The sequence below is a fragment of the Streptomyces phaeolivaceus genome (genome assembly GCF_009184865.1).
Classification (GTDB): domain Bacteria; phylum Actinomycetota; class Actinomycetes; order Streptomycetales; family Streptomycetaceae; genus Streptomyces; species Streptomyces phaeolivaceus.
This window is the reverse complement of the sequence record NZ_CP045096.1, coordinates 1,970,545-1,991,633: the sequence shown is the minus strand read 5'-3', so window position 1 is coordinate 1,991,633 and position 21,089 is coordinate 1,970,545. Positions and strand designations below refer to the sequence as shown.

Annotated in this window: 20 protein-coding genes and 1 pseudogene; 10 read left to right on the top strand and 11 right to left on the bottom strand. The window is 70.3% G+C overall.

Translation table 11 applies throughout. The features are described 5' to 3' along the window. Positions 1 to 98 precede the first annotated feature (98 nt). The 3 genes from F9278_RS09410 to F9278_RS09400 form a co-directional block, all read right to left on the bottom strand. Positions 99 to 929, bottom strand: a complete 831-nt coding sequence (locus tag F9278_RS09410; protein WP_152167895.1) for a pectate lyase — start codon at positions 927 to 929, stop codon at positions 99 to 101. A gap of 128 nt (positions 930 to 1,057) precedes the next feature. Then, positions 1,058 to 1,942, bottom strand: coding sequence for a hypothetical protein (locus F9278_RS09405; protein WP_152167894.1), 885 nt, complete (start codon positions 1,940 to 1,942; stop codon positions 1,058 to 1,060). Beyond that, the gene (locus F9278_RS09400; RefSeq protein WP_152167893.1) at positions 1,939 to 2,541 is read right to left on the bottom strand and encodes a SigE family RNA polymerase sigma factor; all 603 of its coding nucleotides are present in this window, start codon (positions 2,539 to 2,541) and stop codon (positions 1,939 to 1,941) included. The genes F9278_RS09405 and F9278_RS09400 overlap by 4 nt, the downstream gene beginning before the upstream one ends. Before the next feature lie 270 nt (positions 2,542 to 2,811). On the opposite strand from F9278_RS09400, the gene F9278_RS09395 reads away from it, so the two are divergent. Then, the gene (locus F9278_RS09395) at positions 2,812 to 4,263 is read left to right on the top strand and encodes an NCS2 family permease (RefSeq protein WP_152167892.1); all 1,452 of its coding nucleotides are present in this window, start codon (positions 2,812 to 2,814) and stop codon (positions 4,261 to 4,263) included. A 99-nt stretch (positions 4,264 to 4,362) separates the two neighbouring features. Here F9278_RS09395 and F9278_RS09390 read toward each other — a convergent pair whose 3' ends face one another. Both F9278_RS09390 and F9278_RS09385 read right to left on the bottom strand, forming a co-directional pair. Then, positions 4,363 to 5,814 (bottom strand): peptidoglycan D,D-transpeptidase FtsI family protein, encoded by a 1,452-nt coding sequence (locus F9278_RS09390; RefSeq protein ID WP_152167891.1) that lies wholly within the window; start codon positions 5,812 to 5,814, stop codon positions 4,363 to 4,365. Positions 5,815 to 5,889: 75 nt separating this feature from the next. Then, on the bottom strand, positions 5,890 to 6,663 hold the full coding sequence (locus tag F9278_RS09385) for an IclR family transcriptional regulator (protein WP_152167890.1): 774 nt from the start codon (positions 6,661 to 6,663) through the stop codon (positions 5,890 to 5,892). Between the two features lie 155 nt (positions 6,664 to 6,818). On the opposite strand from F9278_RS09385, the gene F9278_RS09380 reads away from it, so the two are divergent. The 5 genes from F9278_RS09380 to F9278_RS09360 all read left to right on the top strand — a co-directional run bounded on the left by F9278_RS09380 (position 6,819) and on the right by F9278_RS09360 (position 11,716). Next, positions 6,819 to 8,348: an aldehyde dehydrogenase (NADP(+)) gene (locus tag F9278_RS09380; protein ID WP_152167889.1), complete on the top strand. Its 1,530-nt coding sequence runs from the start codon at positions 6,819 to 6,821 to the stop codon at positions 8,346 to 8,348. A 120-nt stretch (positions 8,349 to 8,468) separates the two neighbouring features. Next, complete coding sequence (locus F9278_RS09375) at positions 8,469 to 9,077, top strand: DUF1349 domain-containing protein (protein WP_152167888.1); 609 nt, start codon at positions 8,469 to 8,471, stop codon at positions 9,075 to 9,077. A 116-nt stretch (positions 9,078 to 9,193) separates the two neighbouring features. Next, positions 9,194 to 9,910: a DsbA family oxidoreductase gene (locus F9278_RS09370; protein WP_152167887.1), complete on the top strand. Its 717-nt coding sequence runs from the start codon at positions 9,194 to 9,196 to the stop codon at positions 9,908 to 9,910. Between the two features lie 98 nt (positions 9,911 to 10,008). Then, a complete protein-coding gene (locus F9278_RS09365) occupies positions 10,009 to 10,617 on the top strand; it encodes an RNA polymerase sigma factor (protein WP_152167886.1) in 609 nt (202 codons plus the stop codon). A 76-nt stretch (positions 10,618 to 10,693) separates the two neighbouring features. Further along, positions 10,694 to 11,716 (top strand): maleylpyruvate isomerase family mycothiol-dependent enzyme, encoded by a 1,023-nt coding sequence (locus F9278_RS09360; protein WP_152167885.1) that lies wholly within the window; start codon positions 10,694 to 10,696, stop codon positions 11,714 to 11,716. An 84-nt stretch (positions 11,717 to 11,800) separates the two neighbouring features. On the opposite strand, the gene F9278_RS09355 is transcribed toward F9278_RS09360, so the two are convergent. After that, a complete protein-coding gene (locus F9278_RS09355; protein WP_152167884.1) occupies positions 11,801 to 12,277 on the bottom strand; it encodes a MarR family winged helix-turn-helix transcriptional regulator in 477 nt (158 codons plus the stop codon). Between the two features lie 140 nt (positions 12,278 to 12,417). Between F9278_RS09355 and F9278_RS09350 the strand changes: the two are divergent. Beyond that, a pseudogene (locus F9278_RS09350) lies at positions 12,418 to 13,513 on the top strand (alkene reductase). Between the two features lie 98 nt (positions 13,514 to 13,611). Here the strand turns inward: F9278_RS09350 and thpD are convergent. From thpD to F9278_RS09325, 5 genes are all read right to left on the bottom strand, one after another. Then, positions 13,612 to 14,499, bottom strand: coding sequence for an ectoine hydroxylase (gene thpD, locus F9278_RS09345; protein ID WP_152167883.1), 888 nt, complete (start codon positions 14,497 to 14,499; stop codon positions 13,612 to 13,614). A 5-nt stretch (positions 14,500 to 14,504) separates the two neighbouring features. After that, positions 14,505 to 14,903 carry an ectoine synthase gene (locus F9278_RS09340; protein ID WP_152167882.1) on the bottom strand — a complete coding sequence of 133 codons (399 nt, stop codon included), beginning with the start codon at positions 14,901 to 14,903 and terminating at the stop codon, positions 14,505 to 14,507. Positions 14,904 to 15,077: 174 nt separating this feature from the next. After that, positions 15,078 to 16,349, bottom strand: coding sequence for a diaminobutyrate--2-oxoglutarate transaminase (gene ectB / locus F9278_RS09335; protein ID WP_152167881.1), 1,272 nt, complete (start codon positions 16,347 to 16,349; stop codon positions 15,078 to 15,080). A 70-nt stretch (positions 16,350 to 16,419) separates the two neighbouring features. Then, a complete protein-coding gene (gene ectA, locus F9278_RS09330) occupies positions 16,420 to 16,950 on the bottom strand; it encodes a diaminobutyrate acetyltransferase (protein WP_193241413.1) in 531 nt (176 codons plus the stop codon). A 389-nt stretch (positions 16,951 to 17,339) separates the two neighbouring features. Then, positions 17,340 to 18,440: a pyridoxal-phosphate-dependent aminotransferase family protein gene (locus F9278_RS09325; RefSeq protein ID WP_152167880.1), complete on the bottom strand. Its 1,101-nt coding sequence runs from the start codon at positions 18,438 to 18,440 to the stop codon at positions 17,340 to 17,342. Positions 18,441 to 18,613: 173 nt separating this feature from the next. Between F9278_RS09325 and F9278_RS09320 the strand changes: the two genes are divergently transcribed. From F9278_RS09320 to F9278_RS09310, 3 genes are read left to right on the top strand one after another with little or no spacing between them, the layout of a single operon-like run. Next, positions 18,614 to 19,474, top strand: a complete 861-nt coding sequence (locus tag F9278_RS09320) for a transporter substrate-binding domain-containing protein (RefSeq protein ID WP_152167879.1) — start codon at positions 18,614 to 18,616, stop codon at positions 19,472 to 19,474. A 2-nt stretch (positions 19,475 to 19,476) separates the two neighbouring features. Beyond that, on the top strand, positions 19,477 to 20,310 hold the full coding sequence (locus tag F9278_RS09315; RefSeq protein WP_152173767.1) for an amino acid ABC transporter permease: 834 nt from the start codon (positions 19,477 to 19,479) through the stop codon (positions 20,308 to 20,310). Next, positions 20,307 to 21,086, top strand: a complete 780-nt coding sequence (locus tag F9278_RS09310) for an amino acid ABC transporter ATP-binding protein (RefSeq protein ID WP_152167878.1) — start codon at positions 20,307 to 20,309, stop codon at positions 21,084 to 21,086. The genes F9278_RS09315 and F9278_RS09310 overlap by 4 nt, the downstream gene beginning before the upstream one ends. Positions 21,087 to 21,089: the final 3 nt, after the last annotated feature.

Here is a 21,089-nt window from a genome sequence, read left to right as displayed (position 1 = left end):
GGCTCAGACCGGCAGGTCCTCGTTCACGGGCCGCCGGAAGCGGCGGGCCCCAGTCGTTGATGGATACCCGGGGATGCCCGCCCGCGAACGTTCCCGGGTCACTTGTACGTGACGGCGGAGGACGGGAACTTGCAGGTGGTCCCGTCCGCGCCCACCCCGATCCGGGTCGGCTCCCTGCCCGAGCTGTTGCCCTTGAACCGCACGCAGGTCTTGACCTTCTTCTTCGGGTCGCCATGGATGCGGATCCCGGACAGGGTGGCGGTGTCGCCGTAGTTGGCGTTGACGCCGACGATCACCTTCAGGGGTGCCACGACGTCGATGTCGCCGAGCACGATCGTGCGCTTGTACTGCTTCTTGCAGTTGCCGCAGGAGCGCACCAGCTTGCCGGAGTTCTCCACCCGGAAGCCGGTGACGGTGAGCTTCCCGGCGCCGTTGAACTGGAGGACCTTGTCCGAGGCCTTCCTCGCACCGCCGCCGACGACCTTGTACACGGCCTTCGACGAGGTGCCCTTGAAGCTGGCCGCGTCCTCGCCGACATCCAGCCACCACACGTTCTTCAGGGTGCAACTGCCCTTGCAGTGCACGCCGTCCGCCCCCGGCACACCGATGACGACGTTCCGCAGGACCGCGCCGTCCGCCAGCTCGAAGATCGGGTCCTGGCCCTCGTCCTGGCTGCCGTCGCCGAGGGCGCCCCTGCCGAAGAACTTCCTCAGCTTGCCGTCGTACGTCCCCGAGACCTTGATCGTCTTGGTGACGGCCTTGCTGCCCTTGGCCGTCGGCCAGGTCGCGGCGGCATCGGCGCCGGCCAGCAGCGAGGTCGTCGTCAGGGCCCCGCCGGTGAGGGCGAGCGCGGCGACCGAGCCGATCACGGCCCGCCGGCCGCTGACCCGACGGCGGTGCCGGACGCGCTGTTCTGCAGGTGCGGTCATGTACCCGATTCCTTGCTGGTGGTGACTCTTGCGCCTACTGGTCGCCACCGCCGGAGAAAGGGTTGCCGCCGCCCCGGGATTTCTTCGGGATCCCTTCGCGACCTCTTCGGGGTCTCCTCGGGATCCCTCTACGAATCGCCGTCGTCCGAGGTGCTGTTGTCGTCGCCGTCGTCGTCGTGGCCCTCGAAGTCGCCCGCCACCGCGAGGTCCTCGCCGCCCGCCTTCGCCGTCATCGCGTAGCGGTCGTCGCCCGCGTCACGGCCGCCGCGCTCGTGGTTGTACTGCCCGGCGAAGACGAACTCGCCCTTCGGGACCGTGCGTCCGTCCTTGAGCACCCAGGTGTAGACCAGGAAGCCGTCGTCCGCCGCGACCGTGAGGTCGAAGTCCTGCTCCGCCAGCGACCGCCAGGCGCCGGCCGAGGTGACCCCACCGGTCTGGGCGATCCGCAACTGCACGGTCAGCTCGGTGAGTTGCTCGCCCGTCTTCAGGGTGAGATTGCTCTGCGCCCAGAAGTCGTTGCTGTGCGGGTCGACCGAGCCGTCCGACCAGAGCGGGCCGTCCTCCTCGCTTCCCGAGGTGGGCAGCTCCGGCACGGTCGTGTCCTTGGCGGACGGGCTCCGCGACGGCGTCGAGCTGGGCTTCTTCTCCTGCTTTCCGCCGGTGCCCGGAGTCGGATGGTCCGGGTGGACCGGGGCCCGGCTCGTCGCGGCCGGGGACTCGACCGGCGTCGGGGAGACCACGACCGTCCCCCGGTCGGCCGGCGGGGTCTCCTCGCCCTTCACCGCGGAGGCGACCGCGTACCCGCCGACCGCGAGCACCCCCGCGACCCCGGCGGTGGCGGTGACCACCCGCACCCAGCCCCACAGCGGCGGCCGGGTCGCCTTGCGGCTCCGGCGCTCCTCGGGGGCGGCCATCCCGCGCTCGATCCGGGCCAGGATGCGGGCGCGGTCGGGCTCGTGGGCCTCGGCGGACTCGCGCAGCCGGGCGCGCAGCTCCTCGTGCACGTCCCTCATCGGTCCCTTCCTCCGCTGCCCGGCGCACCCGCACCGGTCACACTCGCGCCTCTCACGCCCCCGCTCGTGATCCCGGCGTGCATACGCCGTGGCGCGTCCTCGGTGCCGAGCAGCTTCTGCAACTCGGCCATGCCCTTGGACGTCTGGCTCTTCACCGTACCGACCGAGACCCCGAGGGCGAGCGCCGTGTCCTTCTCCGAGAGGTCGAAAGCGTGCCGAAGCACCACACAGGCCCGCTTGCGGAACGGCAGTCTGCGCAGCGCCGACTGGACGTCGACCACACCGGGCACATCGGGATTCTCGGTCTTCTCCTCGCGCTGCGACCAGAACAGCGTGATCCTGCGGCGCTCACGGACCGCGCTGCGGATCCGGGTACGCGCCAGATTGGCGACCACGCCACGGGCGTACGCCACCGGATGGTCCGCCGCGCGCACCCGGTCCCAGCGGTGCCACATCGCGAGCAGCGCGTCCGCGGCCAGATCGTCGGCGGCGTCCGCCTCACCCGTCAACAGGTGTGCCAGACGCGACAGTTCGGCATAGTGCCGTTCGAAGAAGGCGTGGAACTCCACGGAGGCTGCGTCGTCGACGACAGTGCCCACGGGGACCTCTCTTCTCGCTGCGGGCCACGGCAGCCGAGCCGGCTGCCTGTGTGTGTCCTGTGAATGACAGGTGATCGTCCGGGGTCGACCCCCGACGAGATCCGGAAGAGTAGCAGTGATCGTGAAAGGTGTTCGTACGCGGCTTCGAACGCCGTCTTGCAGGGAGAATTCCGATTCCGTAACACGGAGAAAACCTGAATCGGGTTCACCGGGGGAACAATCCAGCCAGCATCCGCGCGTAGTCAACGCATGTCACTAGGAGCACCGTTCATGTCCGAGGCACAGAAGGTGGCCGACCGGTCCGAGGCCGAGCCACCCGGGGCGAACAGCGTCGATCGCTTCTTCAAGATCACCGCCCGGGGGTCCACCTTCGCCCGTGAGATCCGCGGCGGCTTCGCCACGTTCTTCACGATGGCGTACATCCTTGTCCTGAATCCCATCATCCTCGGCAGCGCGAAGGACAAGTACGGACACACCCTCGACGGGGCCGAACTCGTCACCGCCACCGCCCTGGTGGCCGCGGTGATGACGATCATCATGGGCGTCGGCGGCAACCTGCCGCTCGCGCTCGCCGCCGGCCTCGGACTCAACGCGGTCGTCGCCTTCCAGATAGCCCCGCTGATGAGCTGGGCCGACGCGATGGGCCTGGTCGTCCTCGAAGGCCTGCTGATCTGCGTCCTGGTGGTCACGGGCCTGCGCGAGGCCGTCATGCACGCCATCCCGCAGGCGCTCAAGCAGGCGATCAGTGTCGGCATCGGCCTGTTCATCGCCTTCATCGGCTTCGTCGACGCCGGGTTCGTCAGCCGCATACCGGACATCGCGAACACCACCGTCCCGGTGCAGCTCGGCGCCGGCGGAGCGCTGTCCGGCTGGCCCGTCCTGGTCTTCTGCGCCGGTGTCCTGCTGACCATCGCGCTGCTCGCCCGCAAGGTGAAGGGCGCGATCCTCATCAGCATCCTGACGATGACGGTCGTTGCGATCGTGATCAACTCGGTGGCCGACATCAAGAGCTGGGGCCTGACCACCCCGAAGGTCCCCGACGACATCGTCGCCGCCCCCGAGTTCGGACTGATCGGCGACTTCAGCCTGTTCGGCTCGTTCGGCGAGACCACCGTCATCACGGTCGTCCTGCTGATCTTCACCCTGCTGCTGTCGGACTTCTTCGACACCATGGGCACGGTCGTCGGCATCACCGCCGAGGCGGGCCTCCTCGACGAGGAGGGCAAGGTCCCGCACCTCGGCCGGGTCCTCCTCATCGACGGCGCCGCGGCCGTCGCGGGCGGCGCCTCCTCCTCGTCCTCCGCGACCTCCTACATCGAGTCCGCGGCCGGCGTCGGAGAGGGCGCCCGCACCGGCTTCTCCAACCTGATCACCGGCGGCCTCTTCGCGATCGCCCTCTTCCTCACCCCGCTGCTGACCATCGTCCCCATGCAGGCCGCCGCGCCCGCGCTGGTCGCCGTGGGCTTCCTGATGATGACCCAGGTCAAGAACATCGACTGGGACCGCTACGACATCGCCATCCCGGCGTTCCTCACCATCGCCGTGATGCCGTTCACCTACTCCATCACCAACGGAATCGGCGCCGGTTTCCTCGCCTTCGTCCTCATCAAGACGGTCCTCGGCAAGGCGAAGGAGATCCACTGGCTGCTGTGGGGCACCTCGGCCCTGTTCCTGATCTACTTCGCGATCAACCCGATCCAGCAGCTGTTCGGCGTGAAGTAACACCCCGCGCGCCGAAGACGAAGGGCCGCCCTCCGGGGGGAGTGAGGGCGGCCCTTCCTATTCAGGTGGTTCGGGTGGTTCGGGTGGTTCGGGTGTCCTTCAGTCCTTCAGCGCGGCCTCCATGACCGCCTTGGCCACCGGCGCGGCCAACCCGTTGCCGCTGACCTCCGACCGCGCCGCGTTCGACTGCTCCACGACGACCGCGACGGCGACCTCCTTGCCGTCGGCCTTCCCGTACGACGTGAACCAGGCGTACGGCGTCTTGCTGTTGTTCTCGCCGTGCTGGGCCGTACCGGTCTTGCCGCCCACCGTCGCCCCGCTGATCCGCGCGTTGGTGCCGGTGCCCTCCTCGACGACCGTCCGCATCGCCGACTGCAACTGCTCGGCCGTGCCGGAGCTCATGATCTCCTTCGTCTCCGCCCCGGAGTCGTAGTCCTCCAGGACATCGCCACCACCGTTGGTGATCTGCGACACCATGTGCGGCGAGACCAGCTTGCCGCCGTTGGCTATCGCCGCCGACACCATCGCCATCTGGAGCGGCGTCGCGGTGACGTCGTACTGGCCGATACCCGTCAGGGCCGTGGAGGGCCTGTTCATGTCCGACGGATAGACACTCTCGTACGCCCGCACCGGCACGTCCCGCGTCTTGTCGTCGAACCCGAACTTCTCCGCCATCGCCCGGACCTTGTCCTGCCCGAGGTCGACGGCCATCTTCGCGAACACGTTGTTGCACGAGTACTGCAGCGCCGTACGGATCGTGGCGTTCTCACAGGGCGCGCTCGGGTTCTCGTTCGACAGCTCCGTGGTCGTGTCCGGCAGCGTGTACGGGTCCGGGCTGTCGGTCCTGGTGTCCACCGACCCGTACAGCCCGTCCTCCAGCGCGGCGGCGGCCACCACCAGCTTGAACGTCGACCCCGGCGGCAGCGGCTGGCGCAGCGCCCGGTTGGTCAGCGGCTTGTCCTCGTCGGCGGTGAGCTTCTTCCACGCCGTACCGGCGGTGTTCGCGTCGGTGAGCGAGGACGGGTCGTACGACGGGGTGGACACCACCGCGAGGATCTTCCCGGTCGTCGGGTCGATCGCGACGGCCGCGCCCTTCTTGTCGCCGAGCGCGTCGAACGCGGCCTTCTGCACGGCCGGATCGATCGTGGTGATCACATTGCCCGGGTCGGCCCGCTGACCGGTGACCGTGTCCATCACGGTCTTCAGCCGCAGGTCCGTGCCGTCGAGCAGGTCCTGGTAGATGCCCTCCAGCTGCGTCGGCGCGTAGGCCTGAGAGGCGTAGCCGGTGACCGCCGCGTACAACTCGCCGTCCTTGTACGTGCGTTTGTACGCGAGATCGCTTCCCTCGGTGCGGGCCGAGCCGGTGATCGACTCGCCGGCCACGATGATGTTCCCCAGCGGGTCCGCGTACGTCTTGATCGCGTTGCGCCGGTTGTCCTTGTCGTCCGCGAGCGCCGTGCCCTCGTAGAACTGCACCCAGGTCGCCCTGACCAACAGGGCGAGCACGAGCAGCAGGGTGAAGACGGCGGAGCGCCTGATCGTCTTGTTCATCGCACCCGGAAAGACGAGCGGGATGCGATCAATCGTTCCCTTCGCCCGGCTTTCTCATGGGGTCTTCATGCGGCCTCAGAGCCGCCGGGTCGCCAGCGTCAGCCGGTCGCGCGCGTCGAAGAGGGCGTCCTTGACCAGTTGCTCATGGGCCGGGGTCAGCCGGGCCACCGGGACCGAGCAGCTGATCGCGTCACGGGCCGGGGTGCGGTACGGGACCGCCACGCCGAAGCAGCGCAGCCCGAGCGTGTTCTCCTCGCGGTCCACGGAGAACCCCTGCTCACGGATCTGCCGCAGCTCCTCGATGAGCCGCTCCCGATCGGTGATCGTGTGCTCGGTCAGCGCCGGCAGGGTCTCCGGGAGCATCTTGCGGACCTGCTCGTCGGTGTGGGTGGCCAGCAGCGCCTTGCCGAGCGAGGTGGAGTGCGCGGGCAGCCGGCGGCCGACCCGGGTGAAGGGCCGCAGATAGTGCTGCGACTGCCGGGTGGCGAGATAGACGACGTTCGTGCCGTCGAGACGGGCCAGGTGGATCGTCTCGGTCGTGTCGTCCGACAGCCGGTCCAGCGTCGGCCGGGCCAGCGCCACCACTTCGTCACCGTCGATGTACGAGGTGCCCACGAGCAGCGCCCGGACGCCGATGCCGTACCGCGTGCCCGTCGCGTCCGTCTCCACCCAGCCCAGCTCCACCAGGGTGCGGAGCAGCATGTACAGGCTGGACTTGGGGTAGCCGACGGCCTCCTGCACCGCCGCCAGGGAGTGCATACCGGGGCGTCCGGCGAAGTATTCGAGTAGCTCGACGGTCCTCACCGCCGACTTGACCTGTGCTCCGCCGCCCGTCTCGACTGCCGACATCGCCCTTGACCCCTTCGTTCGACGGGAAATAGTCTCCGACAGCATATTCATCATCAGAGACAGCGTTCAGCATATCGAACGACCTCGGTGAATGACCATGAACAGCCCAGAAATACCCTGGTGAACGGCACCGGGAAAATGTGGAGGGACCCGCGGTGGCAGCAGCACCAGTCTGGAGTGTCGACCCCCGTACCGGGAAGCAGCGCGAGCAGGTTGCGGTGGAGGCCACAGCGCGGGAGGTGGACGCCGCCGTCCGCGCGGCGCACGCCGCCCGCGGCTCCCTGGCCGACCGCACGGTCCGCGCCGCCTTCCTGCGCACGGCCGCCGACCAGCTCCAGGCGGCGAAGGACCAGCTCGTCGAGGTCGCCGACGCCGAGACCGCGCTCGGCCCGGTCCGGCTCACCGGGGAACTCGCCCGCACCTGCTATCAGCTGCGGGCCTTCGCCGACATCGTGGACGAGGGCGCGTTCCTCGACGTGGTGATCAACCACCCCGACGACACCGCCACCCCGCCCATCCCGGACCTGCGCCGCTACAAGGTGCCGCTGGGCGTCGTCGCCGTCTACTCGGCCTCCAACTTCCCCTTCGCCTTCTCCGTCCCCGGCGGCGACACGGCGAGCGCGCTGGCCGCCGGCTGCCCGGTCGTCGTCAAGGCCCACCCCGACCACCCGGCGCTGTCCGAGCTGGTCGCGATCGTGCTGCGCCGGGCCGCCGCCGAGCACGGCATCCCCGAGGGCGTCCTCGGCCTGGTCCACGGCTTCGAGGCGGGCGTCGAGCTGGTCAAGCACCCGCTGGTCACCGCCGCCGGTTTCACCGGTTCGGTACGCGGCGGCCGTGCCCTCTTCGACGCGGCGGCGGCCCGACCCGTGCCGATCCCGTTCCACGGCGAGCTGGGCTCCCTGAACCCCGTCCTGATCACCGAGGCCGCCGCCGCCGAGCGCGCGGAGGCCATCGGTACCGGCCTCGCCGGCTCCATGACCCTCGGTGTCGGCCAGTTCTGCGTCAAGCCGGGCCTGGTGCTGGCGCCCGCCGGTGACGCCGGAGACCGGCTGCTGAAGTCCCTCACCGACGCGGTCAGCGACGTCGACTCCGGGGTCCTGCTGGACCACCGGATGCGCGACAACTTCCTCGCCGGAGTCGCCGAGCGCGCCGAACTGCCCGACGTCGAGTCGCCGGTGACCGCCGGCGCGGGCGGCGAGCACACCGTCAGCCCCGGCTTCCTCACCGTCCCCGCCGGCAAGCTGGCGACCGAGGGTGAGCACGACCTCCTCCTGGAGGAGTGCTTCGGGCCGCTCACGGTCGTCGCGCGCTACGCGGACGAGGACGAGGCCAAGTCGGTCCTGTCCCGGCTGCCGGGCAACCTCACCGCGACGGTGCACCTGTCCGGTGGGGAGGCCGCCGGGGAGGGGCGCGGACCGGAGCTGCTGGCCGAGCTGACACCGCTCGCCGGACGCGTCCTGGTCAACGGCTGGCCGACCGGTGTGGCCGTGGCCGCCGCCCAGCACCACGGTGGTCCGTACCCGGCGACGACCTCGACGTCCACGTCGGTGGGCGGTACGGCGATCGAGCGGTGGCTGCGGCCGGTGGCGTACCAGGGGGCGCCGGAGGCGCTGCTGCCGGCTGAGCTGCGGGACGAGAACCCGTTGGGGATTCCTCGTCGGTTCAACGGCGTTCTGGAACGGTGACGGTAGCGCCGTAGGGGGTTCGGTGCGGTTTCGGGCCGCGCGTGCGTCGTGGTCGCTCGCGCGGTTCCCCGCTCCCCTTTTGGGGCGCGGTGGTGGACCGGGAGCTGCAAGAATCCCCCAATGGACGTTGAGATCCCCGAACTGCCCTTCCCCCTCCGCACATACGGGCCCGATGGGCACTGGTCCTATGAGGACGGGGTGCTCACCGGGTGGGCCGGTGCGCGGCAGGACCGGTTCGTGCCGCCCACGGACGACGGGCTCGAACCCGCCTCGGACGCGCCCCGGCTGCTGGGGTCGCCGGAGGGGGACTTCCAGCTGATCGCCCGCGTCACCGTCGGCTTCGCCGCCGGGTTCGACGCGGGCGTGCTGTACGTCCACGTGGGGCAGCGGGCCTGGGCGAAGCTCTGCCTGGAGAACTCACCCGACGTCCCCACCGTCTGCACGGTGGTCACCCGGGGTCACTCGGATGACGCCAACTCCTTCACGGTGGACGGCAGTTCGGTCTGGCTGCGGGTCAGCCGAACCGGCCGCGCCTTCGCCTTCCACGCCTCCCGCGACGGCAAGCAGTGGACCTTCGTCCGCCTCTTCACCCTCGCCGACGCGTACGAGAGCGGCGCCGCCCTCATCGGCTTCATGACCCAGTCCCCGATGGGCGAGGGCTGCGTCGTCACCTACGACGAGATCGAGTTCCGCCCCGACTGGCCGAAGGACCTCAGAAACGGCAGCTGAGCCGTGCCCGGGGGAGTGGGCCGGCGACCGGGAATGCCCCAAACCGCTTGAATGTTCATCAACCGTAGAAGCGGAGGCCGTCTCCGTACCCGTACGACCTGGAGAGAGCTGACACCATGCGCGTCGAGATCTGGAGCGACATCGCCTGCCCCTGGTGCTACGTGGGCAAGGCCCGCTTCGAGAAGGCCCTCGCGACCTTCCCGCACCGTGACGGCGTCGAGGTCGTGCACCGCTCCTTCGAGCTCGACCCGGGCCGGGCCAAGGGCGACATCCAGCCGGTGCTCACCATGCTGACCAAGAAGTACGGGATGAGCGAGGCCCAGGCCCAGGCGGGCGAGCACAACCTCCGTGAGCAGGCCGCCGCCGAGGGGCTTCCCTACCGCGCCGAGGGCCGTGACCACGGCAACACCTTCGACATGCACCGCCTGATCCACTTCGCCAAGGAGCAGGGCCGGCAGAGCGAGCTGCTCCAGGCCTTCTACCGGGCGAATTTCGCCGAGGAGCGGTCCGTGTACGCCGACGCGGACGGGTATCTGGTCGAGCTGGCCGTCGAGGCGGGGCTCGACGAGGAGGCCGCGCGCAAGGTGCTGGCCGACCGGGACGCGTACGCCGACGCCGTCCGCGCGGACGAGCGGGAGGCGGCGGAGCTGGGGGCGAACGGCGTGCCGTTCTTCGTGCTGGACCGGAAGTACGGGGTGTCCGGGGCACAGCCCGCCGAGGTCTTCGAGAAGGCGCTCGCCCAGGCGTGGGGGGAGCGGCCCGCGCCGCTGAAGGTCGTGGCGGCGGAGGGCGCGGAGGCCTGCGGGCCGGACGGGTGCGCGGTGCCTCAGTAGGCGGTGTCCATGTCGACCGGCTCCTCGGCGTTCTGTCCGGCTGACTTCCGAGACCCACTGGCGCGGACCGCGCCAGGACGCTAGGAAGGCTTCACGAGGTGGTGGTGCCGGTGGAGCCGACGCTCGAACAGCCGTCCATCGATGTGGAGTTGCATCGGCGGCTGGTGTACGGGGACGAGTCCGCGCTGCGTGAGCTGTACGCGGCGTACGGGGGACTCGTCCGGCGGGTGGCCGTCCGGGTCACCCGCAGCCCGGCGGCGGCCGAGGACGTGGCGCAGGAGGTCTTCGCCCAGCTGTGGAGCAGACCGTACGGCTTCGACGCGCGCCGGGGCTCGCTGCGCACCTGGCTGTCCATGGTCGCCCACCGGCGGGCCGTCGACTGGGTGCGCGGCGAGGCCCGGCACCGCAAGGACGCCCGCGCCGACGACTCCGCGCTGCACGCGATCCCGGACACCGGCCCCGGCCCGGCCGAGGCGGTCGTCGACCGCGAGCGCTCCCTGGAACTGCACACCGCCCTCGCCGAACTCCCGCGCCCCCAGCGGGAAGTGGTCCACCTCGCCTACTTCGCGGGCCGCACCTACCGCCAGGCCGCCGTCGAACTGGGCATACCCGAGGGCACCGCGAAGACCCGCCTCCGCTCGGCCCTGCGCAAACTGGCGGAGTCCCTCGCGGACCCACCGGACCCGGCAGCCGTGAGGGGCGCGTGATGGGGGCGCACACGACCCTCCGGACCGTGCGGGGCGTGCGTATCGTGGACGTGGCAGGGCGAAAGGGCGGCGCGCGATGACCAACGACCACGACGGCGTACGGGAGCTGCTGGCCGCCTGGGCCGTTGGCGCGCTCCCGGCCGCCGACCAGCGGACGGTCCCCCCGCATCTGACCGCCTGCGAGTCGTGCGCGGCGGAGGCGGACCGGCTCCGCGACACGGTACGACTGCTGGACGGCGAGGCGACCCCTGACGCGGCCCCCGGCGCGGTGAACGGGAGCGCCGGCGCCCTCCTCGCGCTCGCCCTGCGCGCCCGGCGCCCCCGCGCCGCCGAGATCGCCCATCACGCCGCCCCCTACGCCGCCGCAGTGGCCGGACTCCAGGCGCTGGTACCGGAGTTGGAGGGCCGCTGGGGCACACCGGTCGTGCACGACTGGGACGCGCACGCCACCGTCGCGCACCTGGTCGCCGCCGACGAACACCTCGCCCTGCGCCTCGGTGTCGGGGCCGTCCTGCCCGCCTCGCACATCCCGGAGGGGACATCCGCGGGGGACGCCTGGGCCAGGCGCACCTTCGACGTCATCGCTCACGAGCACGGGCGCGCCCCGGAGGAGACGGTCGCCACCTGGGCCGCGCAGGCCGCCGCGCTGCTGGCCACCCCGGAGGCCGCCGACCCCGAACTCGCCGCCCGCGCCGTCACGGTGATGGGACTGCGGCTGCCGGTCGCCGACCATTTCGTGGTCCGGGCCTTCGAGGCGTGGATCCACACCGACGACATCGGCCGCGCGCTCGGCCTCGCCGTCCCGCCGCCCCCCGACGAACACCTCTGGTCCCTGGTCCGCCTGGCCGTCCGCATCCTCGGCCTGGCCCTCCACGACGCGCCCCCCGTCCGCTTCGGGGTCACCGGCCCCACCGACACCGGCTGGATCCTCGGCACCGACACCGACCCCGTCCACGCCGAACTCACCCTGGACCCCGTCGACTTCTGCCTCCTGGTCGGCGGTCGCTACGCCCCGGACGAGGTCCCCAGGACCATCACGGGCGACGAGACCGCGGCAAGGACCGTACTGGAGACGGCGGCGTCACTGGCATGGCTGTGAGGGGCGCCCCGTGAGGAGCGCCCCGTACGGGGCGCGGGGAACCGCCTGACCGGCCCCCACGGACCCGCACATGCCCACGACCCCTCAACGCCCCGTCGATTCCGCGCAAAGGTTCGACTCGACCCGGGCCAGCAGCCGCAAGAACCGAGCGCGCTCGGCGGCGTCCAGCCCGGCCAACGTCAGCTCCTCCAACTCCGCCCAAGCCGCCTCCACCCGCTCCAGAAGAACCCCGCTCTCCTCGGTCGCCTCCACCAGCACGGCCCGCCGATCCGCGGGATCGGACCGCCGCCGCACATGCCCCGCCTGCTCCAGCCGCTGCAGCATCTTCGTCACCGTCGACGGATCGAGGTCGAGCAGCCGGATCAGGTCGGACTGCCGCGCCGGCCCGCTCTCCCACAGGTGCATCATCACCAGCTCCTGCCCGGGGTGGAGCCCCAGCCCCCGCAGCAGCCGTCCGGCGGCGTTGCGATGCAGCCGGGCCACCCGGGAGACCGCGTGGCTGACCGGCCCGCCGCGCGCCGCGGACGGCAGCGCGTTCGAACGCTTCTCGGTGGGGTGCATGGAAAACTCCCTGGTCAGCTCGGTCTCACCGCCCAAGGTACCTCTCGGTCAAAAAAAGGTTGGCCGACCAAGGAATGGGCTACAGTGCTCCCCGGTTGCATTGATCGGCCGACCACATAACCCACCCACCGGGAGTTACCGTGACCACCGCCTACGACCCCGTCGACCTGTCCGGCACACGGCTCGCCAACCGCATCGTCATGTCCCCCATGCCCCTCCCCCAGTTCTCGGCTTCGCTCGAACCGGGGGGACCCCCATCGGGCCGCCGAGGGCGGGCGCCCCACCGCGCTCACCGCCGAGTACTACGCCCAGCGCGCCTCGGCCGGCCTCATCGTGACCGAGGGCGTCCAGCCGTCCCACGTGGGCCAGGGCTACCCGCACACTCCCGGTCTGCACGACGAGGACCAGGTCGCCGCCTGGCGCCCGGTCACCGACGCCGCGCACGCGGCCGGCGGCACGATCTTCGTCCAACTGATGCACACCGGCCGGATCGGCCACCCCGTGCTGCCCGAGGGCCTGCACCCGGTCGGTGTCTCGGCGGTCGCCGCGCAGGGGCAGGTGTACACGCACGAGGGCCCCAAGGACTTCGTCACCCCGCGCGAGCTGACCCACGACGAGGTCCTCGGCACCGTCCAGGACTTCGCGACGGCCGCGCGCGGCGCGATCGAGGCCGGCTTCGACGGGGTCGAACCGCACGGGGCCAACGGCTATCTGATCCACCAGTTCCTCGCACCCGGCTCCAATCTGCGCACCGACGACTGGGGCGGCTCCGAGGAGAACCGCATCCGGTTCGCCGTGCGGACCGTGCGGGCCGTCGCGGAGGCCGTCGGCGCCCACCGCACCGCGCTGCGGCTGTCGCCCGGCAACCCCTTCAACGACATCAGCGAGCCCGACCCCGAGTCCACGTACACCGCGCTCGTCCAGGCCCTGGAGCCGCTCGGTCTGGCGTATCTGCACATCGGCGAGGCCCCCGGGCAGCGCGAGCTGACCCAGCGGCTGCGCAAGCTGTTCTCCGGCACCTTCGTGCTCAACCCGGCGACGGACGGCCCCACCGGACCGGACGACCTGGCCCTCGTCGAGGACGGCACCGCCGACCTGGTCGCCTTCGGTCAGCTCTTCCTCGCCAACCCGGACCTCCAGGCCCGGCTGAAGGCGGGCGGCCCGTACAACCAGCCCGACCCGGCGACCTTCTACGGCGGCGACGCCAAGGGATACACGGACTACCCGGCGCTGTAGTCGCCACTGTAGTCGCCGGTCCGGTCCGGGCACGTGAAAGGGCCGGGCTGTCGCCGAGGGGGGCGGCGACAGCCCGGCCCGTCACCGGGGCGGCGGGATCACCCCACCGGGGTGAAGTCCCGCGCGCCGATGAACTCCGGCCGGCGGATCGGAGCCGCGAAGGGCTCCACGGCCGTGTTCTCCACGCTGTTGAAGACGACGAAGACATTGCTGCGCGGGAACGGCGTGATGTTGTCGCCGGAGCCGTGCATGCAGTTGCAGTCGAACCAGGTCGCCGAACCGGCCTTGCCCGTGAACAGCTTGATGCCGTACTCGGAGGCCATGGCCGTCAGCGCCTCGTCGGACGGGGTGCCGGCGTCCTGCATCCGCAGCGACTTCTTGTAGTTGTCCTTCGGGGTGGCCCCGGCGCAGCCGAGGAACGTCCGATGCGACCCCGGCATGATCATCAGACCGCCGTTGGTGTCGTGGTTCTCGGTCAGCGCGATCGAGACGGACACCGTCCGCATGTTCGGCAGACCGTCCTCGGCGTGCCAGGTCTCGAAGTCGGAGTGCCAGTAGAACCCGGACGCGCCGAAGCCGGGCTTCACATTGATCCGCGACTGGTGGACGTAGACGTCCGAGCCGAGGATCTGCCGGGCCCGCCCGACGACCCGCTCGTCGCGCACCAGCCGCGCGAACAGCTCGCTGATCCGGTGCACCTCGAACACCGACCGGATCTCCTGCGACTGCGGCTCGACGATCGACCGCTCGTCGGCCCGGATCGCCGGATCGGCGACCAGCCGCTCCAGCTCCCGGTGGTAGACGGCGACCTCGTCCGGCGCGATCAGCTGCTCGACGGGGAGGAAGCCGTCGCGCTCGTACGCCTGGAGTTCGGCGAGGGAGACCGGGCCGGGGGTGCCGGGGGAGCCCCAGACGACCGGGTCCTTGCGCGGGACCGACACCTCGGTGGCGCCGCGGCTGGGGTAGAGATCGGTGAGCGTGGTCATGAGGGTCAGCCCTCCTCCGTCAGCAGGGGATAGACGCCGTTCTCGTCGTGGTCCTCCCGTCCGGTCACGGGCGGGTTGAAGACACAGAGGCAGCGGAAGTCCTCCTTGATCCGCAGCGTGTGCCGCTCGTGCCCGTCGAGGAGGTACATGGTGCCGGGCGTGATCGTGTAACTCCGCCCGGTCTCCTGGTCGGTGAGCTCGGCCTCGCCCTCGACGCACACGACGGCCTCGATGTGGTTCGCGTACCACATGGACGTCTCCGTACCCGCGTACAGGACGGTCTCGTGCAGGGAGAACCCGACCCGCTCCCGGGCGAGCACGATCCGCTTGCTCTCCCAGGTGCCGGACGCCGACTTCACATGCCGGTCGGTTCCTTCGATGTCCTTGAACGAACGGACGATCACGGTGCTGCGATGCCTCCTAGTTAGATGAACTCCCGTACGGCGTCGGACGGTTTCCCGTACGGGGTCGGACGGTTTCCCGTACGGGGTCGGACGGTTTCCCGTACGGGGTCGGACGGTTTCCCGTACGGGGTCGGACGGTTTCCCGTACGAGGTCAGACGGTTTCCCGTACGAGGTCAGACGGTTTCCCGTACGGCGCGGGCGAGGACACGCAGGCCCTCGTCCAGTTCCTCGGGCGTGATGGTGAGCGCGGGCAGCAGTTTGACGACCTCGCTCTCCGGGCCGGACGTCTCGATCAGCAGCCCGAGTTCGAAGGCCCGCTTGGCGATCCGCCCGGCGCGCGCCTTCTCGTGGAACTCGATGCCCCACACCAGGCCGCGCCCCCGGTACTCCTTCACATCGGCGAGGTTCTCCTCGGTGATCGAGATCAGCGCCTGCTCGGCCTGCTCACCGCGCTCGCGGGTCTGCTTCTCCATCGCGGAGCCGTCCGCCCAGTACGTCTCCAGCGCGGCCGTCGCCGTCACGAACGCGGGGTTGTTGCCGCGGAACGTGCCGTTGTGCTCGCCGGGCTCCCAGATGTCCAGCTCCGGCTTGAACAGGCACAGCGACATAGGCAGCCCGTAGCCGCTGATGGACTTGGAGACGGTCACGATGTCGGGCGTGATGCCCGCCTCCTCGAAGGAGAAGAAGGCGCCCGTGCGACCGCAGCCCATCTGGATGTCGTCGACGATCAGCAGCATGTCCTGCCGCTCGCACAGTCCGGCGAGCGCCCGCAGCCACTCCGGGCGGGCGACGTTGATGCCGCCCTCGCCCTGCACGCTCTCGACGATCACGGCGGCGGGCTTGTTCAGCCCGGAGCCCTGGTCCTCAAGCAGCCGCTCGAACCACAGGAAGTCCGGGACCTGCCCGTCGAAGTAGTTGTCGAACGGCATCGGCGTGCCGTGCACGAGCGGGACGCCCGCCCCGGCCCGCTTGAAGGCGTTGCCGGTGACGGCGAGCGACCCGAGCGACATGCCGTGGAAGGCGTTGGTGAACGACACGATGGCCTCGCGCCCCTTCACCTTCCGGGCCAGCTTCAGCGCCGACTCCACCGCGTTGGTGCCGGTCGGCCCCGGGAACATCACCTTGTACGGCAGATCGCGCGGGCGCAGCACCAGATTCTGGAAGGACTCCAGGAACGCCCGCTTCGCGGTCGTCGACATGTCGAGCCCGTGGGTGACGCCGTCCCGTTCCAGATAGTCGATCAGGGCGCGTTTGAGCACCGGGTTGTTGTGGCCGTAGTTGAGTGACCCGGCGCCGGCGAAGAAGTCCAGGTACGTGTGGCCGTCCTCGTCGAACATCCGGCTGCCCTGCGCGCGGTCGAAGACGGTGGGCCAGCCGCGGCAGTAACTGCGCACCTCGGACTCCAGGGTCTCGAAGACGCTCAGGTCGGGCTGGGTGATGGTCACGTCGAATCGCTCCTCGGTGCGTGGGGGTGCGGGAGGTGAGGGAGGGGGATGAGGGGGGTGCGCGGGGGGCTCAGGGGGACAGCGGGCCGATGCGGTGCAGCACCTCGGGCTGGTGCGGGCCGTCCGGGAAGTCCGCCGCCTCGAACAGGACCGTCCGCTCGACGCGCGCGCCATGGCGTTCGGCGTACGAGGCGAACAGCCGCTCGGAGGCGGTGTTGTCCGGCGAGATGGTGGTCTCGACCGCGGTGAGGGAGTGCTGTCGCGCGACCCGTGCGGTGAGCCCGTCCAGGAGCGCGGCGGCGAGCCCGAGCCCCCGATGGGCCTCGTCGACGGCCACCTGCCACACGAGCAGGGTGTCCGGCCGCTCGGGCCGCACATACCCGGTCACGAACCCGACCGGCTCCCCGGACTCGTCCCGCGCCACCGCCGAGGTGTCCGCGAAGTCCCGGCACCACAGCAGATAGCTGTACGAGGAGTTCAGGTCCAGGACTCCGGAGTCCCCGGCGATGCGCCACAGCGCGGCGCCGTCCGCCACGCTCGGGCGGTCGATCCGAATCCCTTCCACGATTTCCGTCAGCGGTTCTGCTTGTGCGGCAGTCATGGGCTTGAATTTACCCATGGGAATTTCGAATTGCATCGCCCCCCGGGGTTACGTATGGGCCGTCCACGTGTTATCACGCGGGCGTGAGCGGCCCAGGGAAACGGGGGCGATGTGAGGGTGTTTGCCCGTAAATTACCGCACAAAAGGGGCGCGTTGTGGAGTCGGTCACATGTATACAACCCTCACGAGATCTGCTCGAATTAGCCCCGTGAGTGTTCGCGAAACCTTTGCGTTTAGGAGAGGGAAGAGCGGGCAGAAGAATACGGGATCCTGTTCTGTTGATTCCGCTGCATTTCTGCCGCAAAAGGCCGACTGCAATTCCCTATATTCCCTCGATTCCCTTAGATTCCCTAGATTCCTTCGGCCTTCTCGGTGAAGTGGTGCTCCGGTCACGCCCAGGCCGCCGTCGCCGCCCGGCGGGCCCCCGCCGGATCGACCGGCGCGCCGAACTCCGCGAGGGCCGCGCCCAGCCCCGCGAGGGCGGCGTGCACGACGCCCGGGGTCGCGTCGGGCCCGTAGTGGTTGACCCGGATCATCTCCGAGGCGAGGGCGCCGCCGCCCGCGGCCAGCGGCAGGGCGGGGTCCGCGGCGAGAGCCTTGGCGACCAGCTCCGACGCGTCCACCCCGGCGGGCGCCCGGAGCGTCGTGGCCACCGGCGCGGCGTCGGCCGCCTCGTGGACGTACGGCTCCAGACCGCCGCCCAGCGCCAGCGTCCCCGCCCGGGTCGCCGCCGCGGCGGACGCGTGCCGGGACATCACCGCCGCCAGGCCCTCCGCCTCCACGCGCTCCACACAGGCCTCCAGGGCGAGCATCTCCAGCTGGGCGGGCGCGTGCAGGAGCGCGCGCCGGCCGCCGTCGATCCAGCGCTCCTTCCAGTCCAGCAGGGAGAGGTACGAGCGGCGCGGCGCCCTCGGGTTGGCCGCCATCCGCGCCCAGGCCCGCTCGCTCACCGAGATCGCCGACACCCCGGCCGGTCCGCCCAGTGCCTTCTGCGCCCCGATCACGCACAGGTCGACGCCCCACGCGTCCGGCAGCACCGGCTCGGCGCCGACGGAGGCGACCGCGTCCAGGTGGAACAGCGCGCCGTGCGCGCGGACCACCTCGCCGATCTCCGCCACCGGGTTGGTGTTGCCGGTCGCCGCCTCCGCGTGGACCAGCGACACGAAGTCGATCGCCGGGTGCTCGGCGAACGCTTCCCGGATCTGCTCGGCCGTGACCGCCGTGTGGAAGGGGACGGCCAGATCGATCACGGTCGCCCCGCAGTCCCGCAGCCAGTTCCCGAAGGTCTGCCCGTACGGGCCGGTGATCACGTTCAGCGCGGTCGTGCCGGGCCCGGCGGCCCCGCGGATCGCGCCCTCCAGCGGCAGCAGCGCCTCGCCCTGGGTGATCACGACGTCCTGCGCGGTGGAGAGCAGCCGCCCCACCCGGTCCTCGACGGACGCGAAGTGCGCCGCGCTCAACGGGGCCAGATCCAGAAACGGGTGTGTCACGGGGTGCTCTCTTCACTGACGGGGTAGATGGTTCCGAGGGTACCGACGGCACCCGCACACCCCGCACCGGTGACATCCGAGGTCAGGCGCCCCGATGGCCATCGGATTGGTTTGGGAAAGTCAAACATCTCCTTATAATCGGTTGTCTCAGTCATCCCACAGGAGGTCTCCCCGTGAACTCGGTCCCCGGACGCCGGTCCCGCATCCTGGCCGCCACCACCGCCGCGGCCGGTCTGCTGCTCGTGGCCGGCTGTTCCTCGGACGGCGACGGCGGCAGCGGCACCAAGACCGCGGCCGGCGGGGTGGAGCTGGTCAAGGCCGGTCAGCTCACGACCTGCACCCACCTCCCGTACCCGCCGTTCCAGTCGGAGATCGACGGCAAGGTGCAGGGCTTCGACGTGGCGCTGATCGACCTCGTCGCCGAGGACCTGGGCGTGAAGCAGGAGATCCTCGACACCCCGTTCGAGAACTTCAAGACGGGCGCCTTCCTGAACTCCGGCGAGTGCGACCTCGCCGCCGCCGGTATGACGATCACCGACGAGCGCAAGAAGAACGTCGACTTCTCCGACCCGTACTTCGAGGCCACGCAGGCCGTCCTCGCCGCCAAGAAGGCCGACATCCGCTCCTTCGCGGACCTCAAGGGCGACGGGGACTACAAGGTCGGCACCCAGGCGCAGACCACCGGCGAGGACTACGCCAAGAGCCAGGGCATCGACTCCGTCTCCTTCGAGTCCTCCGACGCCGTCCTCAACGGCCTGCGCACCGGCCAGGTCGACGCCGTCGTCATCGACTACCCGGTCGTCCAGGGCTGGCTGAAGAACGCGGAGCTGGCCGACGCCTTCGAGGTCGCCGAGCAGGTCAACACCGGTGAGGAGTACGGCATCACGGTGAAGAAGGGCAACACCGCGCTGCTCGCCGCCATCGACAAGGCGCTGGCGGACGCGAAGTCCGACGGCACGTACAAGAAGCTGTACGAGCAGTGGATCGGCCCGTACGACGAGAGCGCCGCCTCCGCCACCCCGTCCGCCTCATGAGCGTGACCGACCCGGACACCACGCTCCAGCCGAAGCGGAAGGGCCTCAGCCGGAGCCGGAAGCGCGCCCTGTCCCGGGGCGCGCAGTACGTCGTCTTCGTCGCGGCCGTCGTCGCCTTCGCGGTGTCCGCCGACTGGGCGCGGCTGAGGAACCAGTTCGCCCAGTGGGACATCGCCGAGCAGATGTTCCCCGACGTCATCACGCTCGCGCTCAAGAACACCGTGCTGTACACGCTGTCCGGCTTCGTGTTCGGACTCGTCCTCGGCATGGTCATCGCGCTGATGCGGCTGTCGTCGGTCGGCCCGTACCGCTGGTTCGCCGGCGTGTACATCGAGATCTTCCGGGGCCTGCCCGCCCTGCTGATCTTCATCTTCATCGGTGTCGCCGTGCCGCTGGCCTTCCCCGGCACGGAGATCCCCGGCGGCACCTACGGCAAGGTGGCGCTCGCGCTGGGCCTGGTGGCCGCCGCGTACATGGCGGAGACGATCCGCGCGGGCATCCAGGCGGTCCCCAAGGGCCAGCTGGAGGCGGCCCGTTCGTTGGGCTTCTCGCCCGCGCGCGCCATGGTCTCGATCATCATCCCGCAGGCGTTCCGGATCATCCTCCCGCCGCTCACCAACGAACTGGTCCTGCTCTTCAAGGACTCCTCGCTCGTCCTGTTCCTCGGCGTCACGCTGGAGGAGCGCGAACTGTCCAAGTACGGCCGTGATCTGGCCAGCACCACCGCCAACTCCACGCCGATCCTGGTCGCCGGCCTGTGCTATCTGCTGGTGACCATCCCGCTCGGCTTCGTCGTACGCCGTATGGAGGCGAAGGCCCAGGAGGCCGTGAAATGACCCGGCCCGAAATCCGCGTGAGCGGCCTGCACAAGTCGTTCGGCACCAACGAGGTGCTCAAGGGCATCGACCTGGAGATCGGCCGGGGCGAGGTCGTGTGTGTGATCGGCCCCTCGGGGTCGGGCAAGTCGACCCTGCTCAGGTGCGTCAACCTCCTGGAGGAACCCACCCGGGGCCAGGTCTTCGTCGGCGGCACCGAACTCACCGACCCCGACGTCGACATCGACGCCGTACGCCGCCGTATCGGCATGGTCTTCCAGCAGTTCAACCTCTTCCCGCACCTCACGGTGACCGAGAACCTCACGCTGCCGCAGCGCCGGGTCCTGAGGCGGGACAAGGCGAAGGCGGCGAAGGTGGCCGCCGAGAACCTGGAACGCGTCGGCCTGTCCGAGAAGGCGACCGCCTACCCCGCCTCCCTCTCCGGCGGCCAGCAGCAGCGCGTGGCGATCGCCCGCGCGCTGTCCATGGGCCCCGAGGTGATGCTCTTCGACGAGCCGACGTCCGCGCTCGACCCGGAGCTGGTCGGGGACGTCCTCGCGGTGATGCGGATGCTCGCGAACGAGGGCATGACGATGATGGTGGTCACCCACGAGATGACCTTCGCGAAGGAGGTCGCCGACCGGGTGGTCTTCATGGACGACGGGGTCGTCGTCGAGGACGGCACCCCGGCCCAGGTCATCGGCGCCCCACAGCACGAGCGCACCCGCCACTTCCTCTCCCGCCTGCTGGACCCGGCGATGGCGAACGTGGAGGAGGACGACACCGCCGCCCCGTAAGGG

Excerpts from the sequence above, each read along its gene's own strand:
- F9278_RS09410 (WP_152167895.1), bottom strand. The coding sequence starts at position 929 with ATGACCGCACCTGCAGAACAGCGCGTCCGGCACCGCCGTCGGGTCAGC.
- F9278_RS09405 (WP_152167894.1), bottom strand. The coding sequence starts at position 1,942 with ATGAGGGACGTGCACGAGGAGCTGCGCGCCCGGCTGCGCGAGTCCGCC.
- F9278_RS09395 (WP_152167892.1), top strand. The coding sequence starts at position 2,812 with ATGTCCGAGGCACAGAAGGTGGCCGACCGGTCCGAGGCCGAGCCACCC.
- F9278_RS09390 (WP_152167891.1), bottom strand. The coding sequence starts at position 5,814 with ATGAACAAGACGATCAGGCGCTCCGCCGTCTTCACCCTGCTGCTCGTG.
- F9278_RS09385 (WP_152167890.1), bottom strand. The coding sequence starts at position 6,663 with ATGTCGGCAGTCGAGACGGGCGGCGGAGCACAGGTCAAGTCGGCGGTG.
- F9278_RS09375 (WP_152167888.1), top strand. The coding sequence starts at position 8,469 with ATGGACGTTGAGATCCCCGAACTGCCCTTCCCCCTCCGCACATACGGG.
- F9278_RS09370 (WP_152167887.1), top strand. The coding sequence starts at position 9,194 with ATGCGCGTCGAGATCTGGAGCGACATCGCCTGCCCCTGGTGCTACGTG.
- F9278_RS09360 (WP_152167885.1), top strand. The coding sequence starts at position 10,694 with ATGACCAACGACCACGACGGCGTACGGGAGCTGCTGGCCGCCTGGGCC.
- F9278_RS09355 (WP_152167884.1), bottom strand. The coding sequence starts at position 12,277 with ATGCACCCCACCGAGAAGCGTTCGAACGCGCTGCCGTCCGCGGCGCGC.
- thpD (WP_152167883.1), bottom strand. The coding sequence starts at position 14,499 with ATGACCACGCTCACCGATCTCTACCCCAGCCGCGGCGCCACCGAGGTG.
- ectA (WP_193241413.1), bottom strand. The coding sequence starts at position 16,950 with ATGACTGCCGCACAAGCAGAACCGCTGACGGAAATCGTGGAAGGGATT.
- F9278_RS09310 (WP_152167878.1), top strand. The coding sequence starts at position 20,307 with ATGACCCGGCCCGAAATCCGCGTGAGCGGCCTGCACAAGTCGTTCGGC.